Origin of the sequence: Arthrobacter sp. YAF17 (assembly GCF_052113365.1) — a bacterium.
GTDB lineage: Bacteria > Actinomycetota > Actinomycetes > Actinomycetales > Micrococcaceae > Arthrobacter.
In genome coordinates, this window is record NZ_JBFRDB010000013.1 from 14,564 (window position 1) to 30,981 (window position 16,418).

The 16,418-nt window shown below is 66.7% G+C and carries 19 protein-coding genes; 7 read left to right on the forward strand and 12 right to left on the reverse strand.

What is annotated here, in order from left to right:
- Positions 1 to 2 precede the first annotated feature (2 nt).
- Both AB4Y67_RS12050 and AB4Y67_RS12055 read right to left on the reverse strand, forming a co-directional pair.
- On the reverse strand, positions 3 to 896 hold the full coding sequence (locus AB4Y67_RS12050; RefSeq protein WP_441406013.1) for an NAD(P)-dependent oxidoreductase: 894 nt from the start codon (positions 894 to 896) through the stop codon (positions 3 to 5).
- A 36-nt stretch (positions 897 to 932) separates the two neighbouring features.
- Positions 933 to 2,465: a four-carbon acid sugar kinase family protein gene (locus AB4Y67_RS12055; protein WP_441406014.1), complete on the reverse strand. Its 1,533-nt coding sequence runs from the start codon at positions 2,463 to 2,465 to the stop codon at positions 933 to 935.
- A 149-nt stretch (positions 2,466 to 2,614) separates the two neighbouring features.
- Here AB4Y67_RS12055 and AB4Y67_RS12060 point away from each other — a divergent pair, with 149 nt between their 5' ends.
- On the forward strand, positions 2,615 to 3,325 hold the full coding sequence (locus tag AB4Y67_RS12060) for a FadR/GntR family transcriptional regulator (protein WP_441406096.1): 711 nt from the start codon (positions 2,615 to 2,617) through the stop codon (positions 3,323 to 3,325).
- 123 nt (positions 3,326 to 3,448) lie between these two features.
- On the opposite strand, the gene AB4Y67_RS12065 is transcribed toward AB4Y67_RS12060, so the two are convergent.
- The 9 genes from AB4Y67_RS12065 to AB4Y67_RS12105 form a co-directional block, all read right to left on the reverse strand.
- A complete protein-coding gene (locus AB4Y67_RS12065) occupies positions 3,449 to 3,706 on the reverse strand; it encodes a metal-sensitive transcriptional regulator (RefSeq protein ID WP_441406015.1) in 258 nt (85 codons plus the stop codon).
- Positions 3,707 to 3,859: 153 nt separating this feature from the next.
- Positions 3,860 to 4,849 carry a cyclase family protein gene (locus AB4Y67_RS12070; protein WP_441406016.1) on the reverse strand — a complete coding sequence of 330 codons (990 nt, stop codon included), beginning with the start codon at positions 4,847 to 4,849 and terminating at the stop codon, positions 3,860 to 3,862.
- Entirely contained in the window at positions 4,846 to 5,103 is a 258-nt protein-coding gene (locus AB4Y67_RS12075; protein ID WP_441406017.1) for a hypothetical protein, read from the reverse strand. Before AB4Y67_RS12075 ends, AB4Y67_RS12070 begins: the two co-directional genes overlap by 4 nt.
- A 12-nt stretch (positions 5,104 to 5,115) precedes the next feature.
- Entirely contained in the window at positions 5,116 to 6,453 is a 1,338-nt protein-coding gene (locus tag AB4Y67_RS12080) for a TRAP transporter large permease subunit (protein ID WP_441406018.1), read from the reverse strand.
- An 81-nt stretch (positions 6,454 to 6,534) separates the two neighbouring features.
- On the reverse strand, positions 6,535 to 7,323 hold the full coding sequence (locus AB4Y67_RS12085; RefSeq protein ID WP_441406019.1) for a DUF1932 domain-containing protein: 789 nt from the start codon (positions 7,321 to 7,323) through the stop codon (positions 6,535 to 6,537).
- Positions 7,324 to 7,343: 20 nt separating this feature from the next.
- The gene (locus tag AB4Y67_RS12090; RefSeq protein WP_441406020.1) at positions 7,344 to 7,973 is read right to left on the reverse strand and encodes a methyltransferase; all 630 of its coding nucleotides are present in this window, start codon (positions 7,971 to 7,973) and stop codon (positions 7,344 to 7,346) included.
- A 36-nt stretch (positions 7,974 to 8,009) separates the two neighbouring features.
- Positions 8,010 to 9,014, reverse strand: a complete 1,005-nt coding sequence (locus AB4Y67_RS12095; protein ID WP_441406021.1) for a tripartite tricarboxylate transporter substrate binding protein — start codon at positions 9,012 to 9,014, stop codon at positions 8,010 to 8,012.
- Positions 9,015 to 9,066: 52 nt separating this feature from the next.
- Positions 9,067 to 10,569: a tripartite tricarboxylate transporter permease gene (locus AB4Y67_RS12100; RefSeq protein WP_441406022.1), complete on the reverse strand. Its 1,503-nt coding sequence runs from the start codon at positions 10,567 to 10,569 to the stop codon at positions 9,067 to 9,069.
- Positions 10,570 to 10,571: 2 nt separating this feature from the next.
- A complete protein-coding gene (locus tag AB4Y67_RS12105; protein WP_441406023.1) occupies positions 10,572 to 11,081 on the reverse strand; it encodes a tripartite tricarboxylate transporter TctB family protein in 510 nt (169 codons plus the stop codon).
- A 117-nt stretch (positions 11,082 to 11,198) separates the two neighbouring features.
- Between AB4Y67_RS12105 and AB4Y67_RS12110 the strand changes: the two genes are divergently transcribed.
- The 6 genes from AB4Y67_RS12110 (at position 11,199) to AB4Y67_RS12135 (ending at position 15,404) form a co-directional block, all read left to right on the forward strand.
- A complete protein-coding gene (locus AB4Y67_RS12110; protein ID WP_441406024.1) occupies positions 11,199 to 11,999 on the forward strand; it encodes an IclR family transcriptional regulator in 801 nt (266 codons plus the stop codon).
- Between the two features lie 248 nt (positions 12,000 to 12,247).
- Positions 12,248 to 12,991, forward strand: a complete 744-nt coding sequence (locus AB4Y67_RS12115; RefSeq protein WP_441406025.1) for an SGNH/GDSL hydrolase family protein — start codon at positions 12,248 to 12,250, stop codon at positions 12,989 to 12,991.
- Between the two features lie 111 nt (positions 12,992 to 13,102).
- Complete coding sequence (locus AB4Y67_RS12120) at positions 13,103 to 13,312, forward strand: dodecin (protein WP_441406026.1); 210 nt, start codon at positions 13,103 to 13,105, stop codon at positions 13,310 to 13,312.
- 44 nt (positions 13,313 to 13,356) lie between these two features.
- The gene (locus tag AB4Y67_RS12125) at positions 13,357 to 14,328 is read left to right on the forward strand and encodes an aldo/keto reductase (RefSeq protein ID WP_441406027.1); all 972 of its coding nucleotides are present in this window, start codon (positions 13,357 to 13,359) and stop codon (positions 14,326 to 14,328) included.
- Between the two features lie 223 nt (positions 14,329 to 14,551).
- Complete coding sequence (locus tag AB4Y67_RS12130) at positions 14,552 to 14,815, forward strand: GlsB/YeaQ/YmgE family stress response membrane protein (protein WP_441406028.1); 264 nt, start codon at positions 14,552 to 14,554, stop codon at positions 14,813 to 14,815.
- 109 nt (positions 14,816 to 14,924) lie between these two features.
- Complete coding sequence (locus AB4Y67_RS12135; RefSeq protein ID WP_441406029.1) at positions 14,925 to 15,404, forward strand: hypothetical protein; 480 nt, start codon at positions 14,925 to 14,927, stop codon at positions 15,402 to 15,404.
- Between the two features lie 15 nt (positions 15,405 to 15,419).
- On the opposite strand, the gene AB4Y67_RS12140 is transcribed toward AB4Y67_RS12135, so the two are convergent.
- Entirely contained in the window at positions 15,420 to 16,253 is an 834-nt protein-coding gene (locus AB4Y67_RS12140) for a putative protein N(5)-glutamine methyltransferase (protein WP_441406030.1), read from the reverse strand.
- Positions 16,254 to 16,418: the final 165 nt, after the last annotated feature.

The window sequence follows — 16,418 nt, forward strand, 5'->3', positions numbered from 1 at the left end:
GCTCAGGCGGTGCGCTTGGTGGGGGCAACGACCTTGATGACGGCGGAGTCGTCGGCCGCGGCGAGCCCCTGGGCCTGGCCCAGGAGGTAGAGCTGCTCGGCGGCGGCGGCCACCGGGGCGGCGAGGCCCGCGGCACGGGTGGCCTTGCCGACGATGCCCATGTCCTTGACGAAGATGTCCAGGCGGCTGAGGACCTCGGCGCCGTCTTCGGTGTACGCCTCGAGGATGCGGGGGCCACGGTTGGAGAGCATGAAGGAACCGGCGGCACCGGCTTCCAGGGCCGCGAGGGTCTTGGCCTGGTCCAGGCCCAGGGCGTCCGCGAGGGCCATCGCCTCGGCCGCGGCGGCGATGTGGATGCCGCAGAGCAGCTGGTTCACGGTTTTGAGGGCCTGGCCGTCGCCGGGCTTGTCGCCCACGACGGTCAGGGTGGAGGCAAGCAGTTCCAGGACCGGGCGGGCCGTTTCCAGCGCCTGCGGTTCGGCGCCGACAACGATCAGCAGGTCCCCTTCGCCGGCACGCTTCGGCCCGCCGGAGAGCGGGGCGTCAACCAGGGAGACGCCGAACTCCGCGAGACGGGCGACCGTGGCCGGAATGGCGTCGGTGCCCACCGTGCTGCCGAGGATCACGACGGCGCCCGGCTTGAGCACGGAGGCGACGCCGTTTTCGCCGAAGAGGACGTCGTCCAGCTGTTCCCCGTTGCGCACTGCCAGCAGCAGCGCGTCGGCGCCCTCGGCCGCCTCACGGGCGGAGGAGAAGGTCTTAATGCCGGCTTCTTCGGCGAGTTTCAGGCGCGGCTCGGCGATGTCGAAGCCGTGGACGGTCAGCTGGGTTGCCAGCCGGGCAGCCATGGGCAGACCCATGGCGCCCAGGCCGAGGACGGTGACTTTGTAATTCATGGTTTTCTCCGTTGAAATCTGGATTTCGGGGGCAGGCTAGAAAGTGTTGCTGAGTTTGCGGGTGACCTGGGCCAGGGATTCGTCGTCGCCCACGTTGCCGGCGAAAACGATGTACGGGATGCCCTTGGCGGGTCCGTCCACCGGCTCCCACAGGCTGACGATGCCCGGCAGCATGGGGCCGCGAACGATCGCGTGGCGGATTTCCAGGCCGTGGGCAGCCACGTCCGAGGACGTGATGCCTCCCTTGGCGATGACAAAGCGCGGCGGGAACGTCTTCAGGGTCCGGTTCACCACGGCGACGACGGCGGCGGACACCGTGCGGGCAATCCGCAGGCTTTCGGCGGCGTCGTCCGTTTTGATGAGCAGCCGGCTGGTGTGGAGGATGACGTCGGCGCTGTGGAGGGACTCCACCACCTCCCCGACGATCCCGGCCAGGTAGCCCTCGGAGTCGCCGCCGAGCAGCTGTTCGACGTCGATCTCCACGATGCGCGCGGCGCTGTGCTGTTCCACGAGGGCCTTGAGCTGGCGGGTGGTGACACCGACGTGCGAGCCGACGACGATCAGGCCGCCGGCGCCGGAGGGCGTGTTGCCCGCGTACGCCTCCTCGCCGCTGAGCGCGGGTCGGATTTCCTGGCCGATGCGGCCCCGGACGAACGGCGGGCCCACCCGGTAGAGCAGCTTCTTGCCGCGGCGTTCGGCTTCCTCGAGGCCCAGGGCGAGGGCGCGGAAATCGTTTTCGGTCACGATGTCTGCCACGATCGGGGTGGAGTCGGCGGCGGAGTCGATGGCGTCGGCGATCGCCTTGGCCGAGATCTGGGGATCGCCGTCCGGGCCGGCGGCGCGGATGATGTTCAGGTCCAGCACGATCACCGAATCCGCCGGGAACCGGCCGCCGGACTTCTCTTCCACGTACTTCGCCAGTTCGGAGTTGGCGAAGCCGAAGCTGGCATCCCGGGCGAATTCGGTTTCGGCCACGGGTGTGAGTTTTCCTGCATTCTCGCCGGTGCCGCGCATGTAGTGCACGCCGCCGATCGTCACGCGTCCGGCGTCGGGGAAGGCGGGGACGATCACGACGCCGTCCGTCGCCTCGCCGCTGACGGCGGCGACGGTCGCCGCGATGGTGTCCGGTTCCAGCGGGTAGTGGCCGCGGAGGGTGGAGTCGCTGCGGCTGACGAACGCGAGGCGGAGACCGGCACTCTCGGAACCGGCGCCGCCGGATTCGAGGGCGGCCGCCGCGAGGGCGTTCCGGACCACTTCCTCGTTGCGGGCGGCCGCTTCGGCGGGGTCCAGGCTCCGGGTGTTGGTCAGGACGTAGACGGCGTCCTGGCGGCGGCCGTCGATGCGGTGGTTGAAGGCCCACGTGAAGTCCGCGACCTCCCAGCGGGTGAGGACCGGCAGGTCGGCGACGGACTGCGTGCCGGTCGGGTCGTCGTCGAGCACCACCAGGATGCGGGGGGACGACTCGGACGAGGCCTCGAGGGCACCGGCCACGGTCCGTGCAGGGATTTGCACCTCTGCCGGGAAGGCGGCCAGCACATCTGATTCGAAAAGCTCTGATTCAAAGGGCACTTGCACTCCATTGTGGGAAAGTCTGCTGCGTTTGGGGTTATTTGTAAGATGTCTGACATCTAACATTTGAATGCTAGTGTGGCATACGGCACAAAGACGCGCAAGTAGACTTGTCCATCAGGCAACTCGGTGACGGCGAATGGGGAAAATTGGCTAGGAAGTCGCTGGTCGGCGTCGTCGCTGACGAACTGCTGGACCGCATTATTGCCGGCGAATTCCCGCCCGGCGCGTCCGTCCCCGGCGAGCTGGAGCTGAGCGCCCGCCACGAGGTGAGCCGCATGACGGTCCGTGAGGCGATGAAGACCCTCGAAGCACAGCAGATCCTCAGCGTGGAGCGTGGCCGGGGGACCTTCGTCAACCCGCTGAGCCGCTGGGCCTCCCTGGAGGCGGTACTCAGGGCGGCTTCAGAGGGAAAGAACGACGCCGCGGCCGCCGTTCAACTGATCGAGCTGCGCCGGATGCTGGAGTCGGGCGCCTGCGAGCTGGCCGCCGGCCGGATCAGCGATGCCGACCTCAAGACCCTGGCCGGGCTGCTGGAATCGATGCGCGCGGCGCACGAACGGCACGATGTGGCCGCGTTTGTGTCCGCGGACCTGGCGTTCCACGACCTCATCCTGCGCGCTGCGGAGAATGTTTTTGTGGCCGTCCTGTTCGCCCCGCTGCACCGGGTGCTGGAGAAGCGGCGGACCCAGACGTCAGAGGTGCGCGAAATCCAGGCGCACGCGATCGGGCATCACCAGAAAATCGTGGATGCGCTGGCGACCCGTGATCCGCGCCAGGCGCGGGATGCGATGGACGCCCACATGCAACAGACACTGGACGACCTCAAGACCTTCGTCCTGGCGGACCGGCAGGCCTGACTGGCGGTCCGGCTGGGCCGGCAGGCCTGACTGGCGGACCGACTGGGCCGGCTGACCGGCCGGCGCCGGGTAGCACCCGGCCGGCTCCGCCGAAGGCGCGTCGGGCCAGGGCTCAGCCGGTGCTTAGGCGAGCGAGAGGAAGAGCTTCTCGAGTTCGGCCCGGTCCAGGCTGGGGTCCTCCTGCTGCATGCACTGCTGCAGGCCCGTGGCGATGATCGAGAATCCGGCCCGGTCCAGGGCGCTTGAAACAGCGGCCAGCTGGGTGACGACGCTCTTGCAGTCGCGGCCCTCTTCGATCATGCGGGTGACGGCGGCGAGCTGCCCCTGGGCGCGGCGAAGCCTGTTGATAACAGGCTTCATGTCGGCGGGATCGAGTTGCATTTGTTCCTCCGGGGGCCATCAGGGTTCGATCCATAATATACCCCCCTGCGTATTACCCCTTGGGGAACGAAGTCGACCACCGGCCTAGGCTCCGGGCGGCGGGGGGCTGTCTCCGGGCGACTCCGGTGATTCGGCCGGCCGGCGCCACCGCTTTCACGTCAATGCGGTAGCGTTCGCGGGTGACCCGGTACCTCCGGTGATGTTGAGCGGCTTGATGCTGATGAAGGCGTCCCAGTTGCCTGTGCGTTTCATGTGCCTGCTGAGGGGTCCGAGCCGCCACAGTTCGCCCAGCGGCATGCCGAGTTTGGCCAGGAGCTGCTGGTGCATCATCCCGTTGTCGTTCGGTGCAGACTGCAGGTAAGGGCTTCCGGGCACCGCCGGCAGGCATTCGAGGGCGAAGTTGTCGGCCGCGATTAGCGCCAGCCGGTGGTCCCATGCCCAGGCGACGAATTCCTGTGATTGGGCGACTCCTGTGGCCCTGCGGCTGTCGCGGGTTTGTCGTTTCCCGTCGGGGCTCAGGTCCAGGAACCATTCGCACCAGCCGGTGTGGAGCATAAGAATGTCTCCCGGCCGGATAGTGAGGGCTTGGGCCTGGATGGAGGCCTGGATCAGGTCGAGGCCGAGGGGTTCTCCTGCTGCGTGGTCGATGGGGGCGCCCTGGCCGGTGCGGTAGCCGTCGAGGTCGACGAGCACTCCCCTGCCGGCTATGGGGTTCTCTGCCCACTCCTGGATGCCGAGATCCGGTGTGCCTTCCGTAATTCGGTCATCGGGCGTGCCGTTGTAGAACCCGACGTCGTCTGCGCGGCGGTGCCTGAGTCCGTCGATCTGGGTGGATCCCTGGAGGTAGTAGCCGTCGAGGTAGTCATCCCGGTGTGCCGGGTGCGAGGAGTAGATGGTGTGCCGGGGTGCACGGCGTTTGAGGGACATTCCGGGCGCGAAGGAGTCGGCCGCGTAGTCCAACCCGAAAACTGTGCCGGTCCTGATGCAGTTCTTGGCTTTCAGGATGGTGTCGTGGCTGATGAAGGACGGCGTTCCTCGGTCGGCTTCGGAGAACAGGCCCCACGACGTGCCAGCCAGTCCGCCTTCCCGCTCCAGCAGTTCGGCGAAGGTCGGGTAGGGACTGCCGCCCGTGGCTTCGGTCATCGCGCCGTGGCTTTCTGGGGGGTCTGTCCCTGCTTTTGGTAGCGGTTGTAGTTGAGGATAAAGCCGGCGATCGCGCAAACGGAGGCCGCCATGCACATCGGCGTTTTGATGGATTCGTTGAAAAATTCCAGCCATGCTCCTTGGCCGGCGATCAGGGCGATGGCCTGGCCGGCCACGAACAGCACGCCTCCCAAGAGGAGGGCTGCGAGGGTCAGGACGAAGACGACTTCGACAGCCTTTCGGATCTTGTGCATGTGGTTTTTCCTTTAGATCGGGAGGACGCCGAGGATGATCAGGACGCCGATTCCCAGCAGCGGCAGGGCGTAGTGGGTGAGGAGGCGGGCGAAGGTTTTGACGGGGTCCACGTCCGCGATGCCGCACGCCACGTACAGCGGCGCGCCTCCTGGGGGAACGGCCGCTTCGCAGGAGGAGAAGACCAGCACGGCGACGGCCGCTGTTGTTGCCGGCACTCCTGCGGCCACGAGGGCGGCGACGCCCACCGTTCCCACGGCGGCCATCGTCGCCGTAGCCGACAGCGGAGCTGCGACGGCGATGACGATCAGCCCGATCACGATGGCCAGCAGCCACAGCGGCAGGTTCATCCCGTTCAGCAGGTCGGTCATCTGCTTGGGGAGGCCGGTGGCGGCGAGGGCGTTGGCTCCGGCGAAGGCGAACACGACCGTGATGCCGACGATCCCGAACCTGGGGGCGGAGTTCTGCAGCAGCAACCACCAGCCGCGGCCGCTGCCAGGCAGCTGCTTTCTACCCAGCAGGGCTCCGGTGATGATGAGGACCACAGGGATCCAGACGATGACGCTGACGGCCTTGCTGATGTCTCCCCCGGTCCAGTCCGAAAGTGCCGTGGCGATCGCGCCGGAGGTGATGATCAGCGGGATGGCCACGACCACGAACAGCAACATTGTGGCCCAACCGCGGCCCACCGCTGCCCGGAACGGCAGCCGGTGAGCGGCATCCATCGGCGTCATTCCGCTCTTGCGGATCAGCAGCCAGGTAACGATGAGCCGGTGCAGGAAGCACCACAGGCCGCCGATGAGCAAGGGCAGGACGAGGTCGTCGATGTCCAGCAGGGGCCCCACGGTGGCGGACCCGACGAGGACAAACATTGAGGCGCTGAACGGGAAGGTGATCCCCATTCCCGCGTTGCCCGCGACAAGCGTCGCCGCCGCGGGCTTGTCCAGCCGTGACTTTTCCATCCAGGGGATGGTGACGGATCCGACCGTTGCGGCGATGGCGGCCTGGTTGTGGACCACTCCGCCCAGGCCCGCCGACGCGACAGTGGAGACCCACGCGGGTCCGCCCTTGACCCCGCCGATCAGGGAGTTCAGCAGGTCGATGAGCCGGTCCAGCACGCCGGTTTTGTCCAGGAGGTACCCCATGAAGACGAACGCCATCGTCGCGTAGACGATTTCGTCGGTCACGGCCGAGTACAGCGCTTCCCCTCCGATCTGTGCAGCGGCGGGACCGGTGAAGGGAAGCACCACCAGGAAGCCGAGGATCATGGCTTCCCCCACGCTGCGCTTGAGCAGTGTCGTCCAGAGCAGGATGACGGCCAGGTAGGCTCCAAGAGCCCAGATGCCGATCATGTTGCCGCTCCTGCCGGGGAATTTTTTGCTGCTGGAAGGTTCATCGTTGGTTCCTGTCCCTGATTCTGCCTCATGCTGGGGTCAGCGCAAGGCAGCGGCCGCCGGCACCTCTTCCTGGGCCATGCGGGTCAGGGCGGCTGCGGAGGCTGACGTCATCTCGGCCGGCACGCCCAGGTCCGACAGGTAGCTGGCGGTGTCCTGCATTTCCTTGGAGCGGCGCACGGCGTGCTTGGCGGTGCCGGTCAAGAACCTGTCGATGACGGCTTGGCCGTCTCCGGCGAGTTGACCGGCGATCTGGGCCCGGATCCAGTCCTCCAGCCCGGCGGCCCGGCCCGCGGTGACGGCCTCGACCACCACCGAGGCCAGGCCCTTCATCAGGACGCTGCGGAGAAGTTTGTGGGCCATGGCCGCACCCGGCTCGCCGTCGACGATTTCGACGTCGGCCCCCAGCGGGGACAGGAGCTCGGCAACGGCCCGGGAGCCGGGGCCGCTGACCATCAGCGGTGTGCGTACACCCTGAGTGGGGACCGGCCCGAGGATGGCGACGTCGGCGAAGGCTGCCCGGCTGGGAAGCTGGCCGAGTTCGCGCATGGCCTGCGGGGAGGATGAGGTGAAGTCCGCGTAGCAGCTCCCCGCGGGCAAGACCGGCAGGCACTCCTGCGCGACTGCCCGTGCGGCGCCGGCCCCCGTGAGAACGAGGACGATGTCAGCTCCGCCGCAGGCTTCGGCAGCGGTAGCTGCACGAGTGACGCCGGCCGGGGTGGTCGGGGCCACGGGATCAAACCCGGTGACCGTGTGGCCGGCGGCAGTGAGGGCTGCGGCGTAGGTGGCTCCGGCTTCGCCGAGGCCGATAACGGTGCACGCTGTCATTTGTTAGGTGTCTTTTCTGTCTAGTGGCGGTCGGCGATGATGGCGGCCCGGCGGCTGGTTTCGTCGGCGAAGACGGCCTCGGCGGCTTCCGCCACGGCTGCTGCCTGTTCACGGGGGATGACAACCACGCCGTCGGAGTCGCCGATAATGACGTCGCCCGGCAGGACGGGAACCCCGCCGAAGGAAATCGGGGTGCCGAGCCGGGAGGGCCCGTTCTTGTAGGGGCCGGCGGGGGTGGTGGCGCGGGCGAAGACCGGCATGCCGATTTCCGCGAGGGCTTCGGCGTCGCGGGCCGCCCCGTCCAGGGCGAAGCCCGCGATGCCGAGGTTGATGGCGCGTTCGCCGATCAGTTCGCCCAGCAGTGCCCGGGATTCGTCCCCGCCGCCGGAGACGACGATCACGTCTCCGGGGCGGGCGAGCTGCAGGGCGCGGTGGATGCCTTGGTTGTCGCCGGGGCGTGTCCAGACGGTGAAGGCCGGTCCGGCGAGGCGGGCGCCGGGCCAGATGGCCTGGATGGCTGAGTCGGCGATTCCGAGGCGGTCCATGGCGTCGCCGATGTTGGCGGCGGGCACTTTGGCGAGGCGCTCGAGCACGTCCTTGTCGGGGCGGGCGAAGTCTGCGTCGATGTCCTCAAGGACGGGCGTTGTCATGGTGGTGTCTTCCGTGGATGGGGGTTGGTGGGGGGACTAGTCTTTTTTCTGAACCAGTGGGAGGACCTTCTTGAAGTCCTCTTCCTGGCCGGCCCAGAACTGCTTGTAGTCGCCGCCGTTGAGGTAGCTGGTCTGCAGGCCCAGGTCCTTCATCTTCTGCACCACGGCCGGGTCTTCGATGGCCTTCTGCAGGGCAGCTTCCAGCTTCTTCGCGACACCCTCGGGCAGCCCGGCCGGGGCGGAGTAGCCGCGGACGGTGCCGGCTTCAACTTCGTAGCCTGATTCCTTGAAGGTGGGGACGTCGGGCAACGACGGGGACCGCTCGGAGGTCATTACGCCCAGGACGCGGGCCTTGCCCTGCTTGGTCAGGTCGGTCACGTCGCTGACGTTGGCGACGAGGATGTCCACGTGCTTGCCGAGGAACGCGGTGGTGGCCTGGGATGCGCCTTCGGAGAAGTGGACCGGGGCGAACTCGGCACCGGTAGCTTCCTGGATCTGCGCCATGGCGAAGTGTTCGCCGGTCTGCAGGCCCGTGGTGGAGGCGGTCATGGACTTCGGGTTGGCCTTGGCGGCGTCCAGGAGTTCCTTCAGCGTCTGGTAAGGGCTGTCGGGCTGTACGGCGATGACGGCGGGGTCTATGACCTGACGGCCGAGGGGCTGAAAGCTCTCGCGGGTGTACTTGGCGCCGCGGGAGGGATCCAGGGGTGAAACGACCACTGACGGGGAGCCGGTGGCGCCGATGGTGTATCCGTCGGCTTTGGCACTGGTCAGCTGGGTGTAGCCGATCTGACCGCCGGCGCCGGGCTTGTTGATGACCTCAACGTTGGTGCCAAGCTCCTTCTCCAGGATGGGCTGGATGAGCCTGGCTGCCGTGTCGACTGCCCCGCCTGAGCCGAAGGCGACGACGATGTCGATGGACTTGCCCTTTTTCGGGAAGTCGTCGGCGGCGGCAGTGGTGGCTCCGGCGTTGGCACCGCAGCCTGTGAGGGCGATCAGGGTTGCTGCTGCGAAGGCAGCGGCGATACGGGGACGGGTGATCATTGTTCTTCTCCTTTGAAGGGGTGTTTGGGGGTAGTGCATGTGAGGGGTGGTTTTAGGTTTCGGGGTCTTCGTTCAGTGCCTTGGGCTTGCGGAGCTTGAGCAGCGGGCTGAAGACGATGAGGAGGCCGAGGCCGATGAGGACTGCAGAGAAGGGGCGGTTGACGAAGATGCCGAAGTCGCCCTGCGAGATTTCCAGGGATTCCCGGAGGGAGCGTTCCATGAGCGGTCCGAGCACCAGCGTCAGCACCATGGGCGCCAGTGGAATATCCAGGTGCCGCAGGGCGAGGCCGAGGAGGCCGAAGCCGATCATCACGAAGACATCGAAGACGCTGAAGTTGATGGTGTAGGCGCCGATGACCATGAAGAGCAGGATGAGGGCGGTCAGGATCGTTGTCGGCACACGGAGGATGGAGGTCCACAGCCCGACCAGGGGGACGTTCAGGATCAGCAGGAGGAGGTTGCCGATGAAGAGGCTCGCGATGATCGCCCAGGCGATTTCGGAGTGCTCGGTGAAGAGGGTCGGCCCCGGGGTGAGGCCCTGCTGAAGGAATGCTCCCATCAGCACGGCGATGGTGGGTGATGCCGGGATGCCGAGGGTGAAGAGCGGGATCAGTGCGGCGTTGGCGTGGGAGTTGTTGGCTGTTTCCGGGCCGGCGACACCTTCGATGGCGCCCTTGCCCAACTCGTTGCGGTGGCGGGAAAACTTCTTTTCGGCGCCGTACGCCAGCAGGGAGGACACGGAACCGGTCATGCCGGGGATGAGTCCGAGTCCGAAGCCGATGCCGGTGCCGCGGGCCATGGCCGGTGCGCTCCGGCGCCATTCCCCGCGGTTGGGGAGCAGGGAACGGAAATTCGGTGCATGCACTGTGGGCGTTGCACTGTTTTTGCGGTGGGAGAGAAGTTCGGAGAGTCCGAAGACGCCCACGATCACGGCGACGAAGCTGACGCCGTCCAGGAGCCGGTCCATACCGAAGGTGAACCTGGGTGCGCCGGCGACGGGGTCGATACCGACCATGGCGATCAGCAGGCCCAAGGCGCCGGAGATGACTGCTTTCACCATGGATTTGCCGGCCAGGGCGACGAGGAGGGATATGCCGACGACCATCAGGGCGAAGAATTCGGGTGGTCCGACGAGCAGGCCGAGTTCCCCGAGGGGTTTCGCGGCCGCGACCAGGCCCAAGGTGGCTATCGTTCCGCCGACGAAGGATCCGACGGCGGCGATGGTCAGTGCCGCCCCCGCCTTGCCCATCTTGGTCATCGCGTAGCCGTCAATGGTCGTGATGGCAGAAGCGGCCTCACCGGGCGTGTTCAGCAGCACGCTGGTGATGGTTCCCCCGTAGGCGGTGCCGTAGAAGATGGCGCACAGCATGATGATCGCGCCGGTCGCATCCAGGTTCATCGTGAGGGGGATCAAGAGGGCGACACCGGCGACGGGTCCGATTCCGGGCAGGACGCCGATGATGGTGCCGAGGATGCAGCCCAGGAAGGCAAAGAGCAGGTTTTGCCAGGTCATGGCGGCCGCGAAGCCGCCCATAAGTTCGTTGAAGATTTCCACGTCTAGAGTCCGATCGTGTTCAGCAGGGGGAAGGCCGAAACGGGCAGCGACACGTTCAGGCCGTAGTTGAAGGCGTAGAACGCACCAACGCTGCCGGCGAGGGYCGTGACCAGGGAAGAGACCCAGGACCGGCGTCCGCGCACCTTCAGGTGGTACATCAGGAACAGGAACATGCTCAGCTGGAAGCCGAGCAGGTCCATCACCGCCGCAAGGATGACCAGGCTCACGACGACCTCAATTACCAGTCGCCGGTCCACACCTTCGCCCGTCTCGCTGGGGCTGCGCAGTTCCTGGATGAGCCAGAGCGCCGACATCGCGACCAGCACCGCTCCCATGGCGAACGGGAACAGGCCGGGGCCCGGCCCCAGCGAGGTCCACAGGCCGAGGCCGACCGAATTGACCAGGACGTAGGCGCCGACGGCGGCGAACGCGCTGATACCCACCAGCACGGAGCGAGCCACTCGGGCTCGGCTCTCGCTCTCGGGTTTCGTCTTGATGGACTCCGTTGTCATCGTTTCCTTCTAACTCACCTGATAAATTTCATAGAATGAAATTATATTGCGTACAGAGAAATAGTGACACCCGACACAGGGGCTGTCAAGCGCAAGGAAGTTACATAGAATGAAATGATGACGACGCTGACATCCACGCACTCGGGCAGGTCCGCGGATGAGCCGAAGGGCTCGAATATGCGCTCCCTCTCCAGGGCCATGGAGGTATTCGCCGAGCTCCAGCGCGCAGAGCGCCCGCAGCGCCTCAGCGACCTGGCCCGGACATGCGGCATGAGCTCGCCCACCACACTGCGAATCCTGCGGGTCCTGCAGGACTTCGGCATGGTCAGCCAAACGGATAAGTCCTACCGGATCGGGCCGGCCGTGCTGCCCGCAGCCAGAAGCTACCTGGAGAATGATCCACTGGTCGTCGCGGCTCGTCCCGTCCTGCAGCAGGTGGCATCCCAGACCGGGCTCACGGCATCGCTGTATACGCGTCTCGGATTCGAGCGAATCCTGGTTGCCCGCGTCGATGGCGAAGCCCCCCTTCGCTACGACCTCCCCCTGGGCAAGCGGCTTCCGCTCACTTTGGGGGCGGCGGGCAAGATTCTCCTTGCCTCGGCTTCCGAAGAGGAGCTCCAGCAGGTGGCGGCAGCAGCGATCGCGGCAGGCCACGAGGACGCCACATTTACGGCCGAGGTGCTGCGCTCCCGGCTGCCCGGTCCCGGAGACGACTACGCATACTCGGCTGATGAACGCGCCACGGGAGTCCTGTCCGTCGCTGTGGCCGTACCTCACCGGGCCGGCCCGCCCAGCGAGTCCATTTCCCTGACGAGCCCGGTTGAGGCTGCCACCGAAGCCACGCTCCGGGCCGGCGTTCCGGAGCTGCGGCGCGCGGCAGGCAGGCTCTCGGAGTTGCTGGAAGGCTCCGTGTATTAGAAGGAGTCCCGCCGGAGCCGGGCTCCATCGGCAGCCGTCCGAGCGCCGTCGGATGCCCGGCTCCCGCTAGGGACCTTAGTACCTAGTGAAACTTGAATTCCCGGCGTATTGCTGGGAGTGTGAACGCCGCCGGTTTCCTGGATCCTGGCGCCGGCTGGGCCGGCGGACGGGGCCCCGCGCCGGGGCAGGGCCGGAGGCAGGGCGCTCCATGGATCAGGACCGCGGGGCTGTGGAGCCGATATGTCGCCATGGGGGATTCATTTACGGCCGGTCTCGGGGATCCGGAACCACTGAGTCCGGGCGGCATGAGGGGCTGGGCGGACCGAGTCGCCGAAGAACTCAGCGAGGGCAGGGCGGACTTCCGCTACGCCAATCTCGCTGTCAACGGCCTGGTCCTGCGTGACATCCTGGACCGGCAGCTCGGACCCGCAATCGCACTGAAGCCGGACTTGGTCACGCTCTCCGCCGGCGGAAACGACCTGGTCTTCCACCGGAGCGATCCGGACCGGCTGGCTGCCACCCTAGACGCCGCAGTGGGCATGCTCAGTGCCACCGGCGCCACCGTCGTGCTGTTCACCGGCCCGGACTGGGGCGATACTCCGCTGCTGGGCCATAACCGGGGCAGGGTGGCCGTCTTCAACGAGAACATCCGGACCATCGCCACGCGCCATCACGGGGTCATCGCCGATCTTTGGGCCTTGCGGCAGCTCTCCGACCCGAGGATGTGGGATCCCGACCGCCTGCACTTTTCGCCGATCGGACACCACACCATCGCCGCCATGGTGCTGGAGTCCTTGGACGTCCCCCACACCCTGAGGCCGCTGGAACCCAAGCCCATGCCCGCAGCGAGCTGGCGGGACAGCAAAGCCGGAGACCTCGCCTGGTTCACCAACTACCTGCTTCCCTGGATGGTCAGCCGCGTCCGGAAACGGTCCGATGCCCCGCTGCGGACTGCCAAGCGTCCCGAGCCGGGCCCGGTCTACGGATCCTGAAGCCCTGCAGTCTGAGGCGCTGCCTCCGGACCCTAGTCCCGTTGCGATCTGTCGGCTAATCTGCAGGAACGGCCCACCGCCGGGTCTCGATGGCGATCACGAGGAGCGAAGTTGTCTAATCACACTTACAGCATTTCTGAAATTGTCGGAACGTCGAACGAGGGCGTTGATGCCGCCGTCCGCAACGGCATCGCCGAGGCCGCCAAGACCCTGCGGAACCTGGACTGGTTTGAAGTCAAGGAAATCCGCGGACACCTCGAAAACGGCGAGGTGTCCGACTGGCAAGTGACCATCAAGCTCGGGTTCCGGCTGGAACGGTAGCCTCCGACGCCGCCCCGCACGCCCCGCCTTCGCAGGACCATCGCGTGCAGTACACGCAACTCGGCCGCTCGGGCCTGAAAGTCTCCAGGCTCTGCCTCGGAACCATGAACTTCGGCCCAAAGACCGAAGAAGCGGATGCCCACGCCATCATGGACTCGGCACTGAGTGCGGGCATCAACTTCTTCGACACCGCCAACGTCTACGGCGGTACCGGCCAGCGGGGCCGTACGGAGGAAATCCTTGGCCGATGGTTCGCCAGCGGCGGCCAGCGGCGTGAACGGACCGTGCTGGCGACGAAACTTTACGGCACGATGACGGACCGGCCCAACGAGTCGCGGCTTTCCGCGTTGAACATCCGACGCGCCCTCGACGCGAGCCTGAAGCGGTTGCAGACGGACTACATAGACCTCTACCAGTTCCACCACGTGGACCGGGCCACGCCTTGGGACGAAATCTGGCAGGCGATCGACGTCGCGGTCCAGCAGGGAAAGATTCTCTATTCGGGCAGCAGCAACTTTGCCGGCTGGCAGATCGCGCGGGCGCAGGAGGCTGCCTCGCGCCGCCACACCTACGGTCTGGTCAGCGAGCAGTCCATCTACAACCTGCTGACCCGCAACGTCGAGCTGGAGGTCATTCCGGCCGCGCAACAGTACGGGCTCGGGCTGATGCCCTGGTCGCCGTTGCAGGGCGGGCTGCTGGGCGGCGTGCTGAAGCCGGGGCGCGACGGTGTGCGCCGCACCGAGGGCCGGTCCCTCGAAACCCTCAAGAAGCACCAGGACCAGATCCGCCAATACGAGGATTTCACCCGGGAACTGGCGCGGGAACCGGGTGACGTCGCCCTGGCATGGCTGCTGCACCAGCCGGCCGTGACCGCCCCGGTTGTGGGCCCCCGCACCCAGGACCAGCTCGACTCAGCCCTCCGCGCCCTGGACCTCGCGCTCGAGCCCGAGGCGCTGCAGCGCCTCGATGACATTTTCCCCGGATACAGGACGGCACCGGAGGACTATGCGTGGTGACACCCGCAATTAATCGAGATCGGCGGATGGCCAGCCACGGAGAAAGGAGAGCTGTTACCAGCCACAACTAGGGGCGTAAAACCCCACGGCAGCCGCGGCGAGGAGGATTCCCTTCCTCTCGAATGGCTCTTTGATACTAAGCATGATTAGTATTGGGGGAAGAAGGATGTAGCGCACCCGGCAACCCGGGTGCCTCCTCAATGAAGAAGAAGGAACGATAAAAATGGGTTTTTTCGCATTTCTGATTCTGGGCCTCATCGCCGGCGCAATCGCTAAGGCAATCCTCCCGGGCAAGCAGGGCGGTGGCATTCTCATCACGCTGCTGCTCGGCGTCGTCGGCGCTATTCTTGGCGGCTGGATTGGCGGATTGCTCTTCAACACGGGCATCAATGAGTTCTTCTCGCTGTCGACCTGGCTCCTGGCCATCGGCGGTGCGATCATCGTCCYGCTCGTTTACGGCATGATCACCAAGCGTTCGGCCCGCTAAAGCCAACGCGACCGGAAACCGGTCCCGGGATTTTTCCCGGGGCCGGTTTTTTGGCACACGGCCCCCACCACTTTTAATACCCAGCACCATCGAGGAACAGGAGTACGGCATGAAAGGCAAACTTCTTTTCGGAGCAGGAATCGCAGCGGGCTACGTTCTCGGGTCGCGGTCCGGACGCGCCGCCTACGAGAAGCTCAAGGCACGGGCGGCAGCCCTCTGGGAAAGCCAGCCCGTCCAGGACAAGGTGGCCGCGGCAACCGACGCGGTGAAGGAAAAGGCCCCCGAGGTGTCCGAACAGCTCGGCGAAGCCGCCCGGCGGGCGGGGACGGTCATTGGTTCCGCGGTCCGCCGTGACCCCTCCCCCACCGAGCCTGCAGGCAAGGCGGACGACGGCGGCATCACGGCTTCCGGCGGTGGCATCCCCGCGCACAGCGCCCATCCCGAAACCGTCAACCTCGGGACCTCCACGGCGTCCGACGTCGAGTCGGACCCGGCACTGAACGACCAGGCCGGCCAGGACTGGTCCGACGAAGGCGGAGCCACCAGCGCCGGTCCCGCGACCAACGTCGACCCCGACAAGCTGTCCTAACCCAAGCCGTTCGGGCTACGAGGGCACACCCCGCACGGGTGTCCCGATGACGACCGTGGCGTCCAGCTCCTCAGAGCTGGCCACCCGGGCCGTCAGGCCGCTGCGGATGAAAAGATCCACGGTCTGCGGCGCCTGCCGCCGGCTCGTTTCGATCAGCAGGTGCCCGCCGGGGGCCAGCCACTGCGGCGCCCCGGCCGCCACCAGCCGCTGCACCTGAAGCCCGTCTTCACCGCCGTCGAGGGAAACCCGCGGCTCGTGGAGGCGGGCTTCCTGCGGCATGGTGCCAATTTCGGCGGAGGGAACATACGGGGCGTTGACGGCGAGGACATCGACCCTTCCGCGCAGCCGCTCCGGGAGCGGCCCGTAAAGATTCCCTTGGTGGACCTCACCGCCGCACGGCACGATGTTGCGGACTGCGCACTGCACGGCTGCCGCGTCGACGTCGGAGGCATGAAGATGCACGGGACCGGCCAGCGCCGCGAGCGCGGTCCCCACCGCCCCGGAGCCGCAGCAGAGGTCGACGACGACCGGCGCCTGTCCGGTGCCGCCGGATGCGCCCAGGAGCCGCGCGGCCTCCCGGACCAGGAACTCCGTGCGGCGGCGGGGCACAAAGACTCCGGTGTCCACTTGGATCCGGAGTCCGCAAAACTCCGCCCAGCCGAGGAGGTGCTCGAGGGGCAGGCCGGAAACCCGCTGCTCCACGAGCGCGTCGAGGTGATCCGGTGTGGCTGCGGCCTCGGCCAGCAGCCTGGCCTCCTCCTCGGCGAAGACACAGCCGGCCGCACGGAGCCTCTTGACGATATTGCGCCGCGTAATGACCTCGGGCCGGGGCGCGGGAGGGGCGGTCATGCCAAGGATCCCCTTTCCGTTAGTGTGCCGGAAATCTCATGCTACCGAAGTGGCAGGATGGCACCAGGTCCATGCGATAAATGGCTTCCGAATCACGGCTGCCGAAGGCCGCATGTCCCGCACAGGAGGCGGCGGATGGACATGCCCGGCAACCCGTGACCGCGG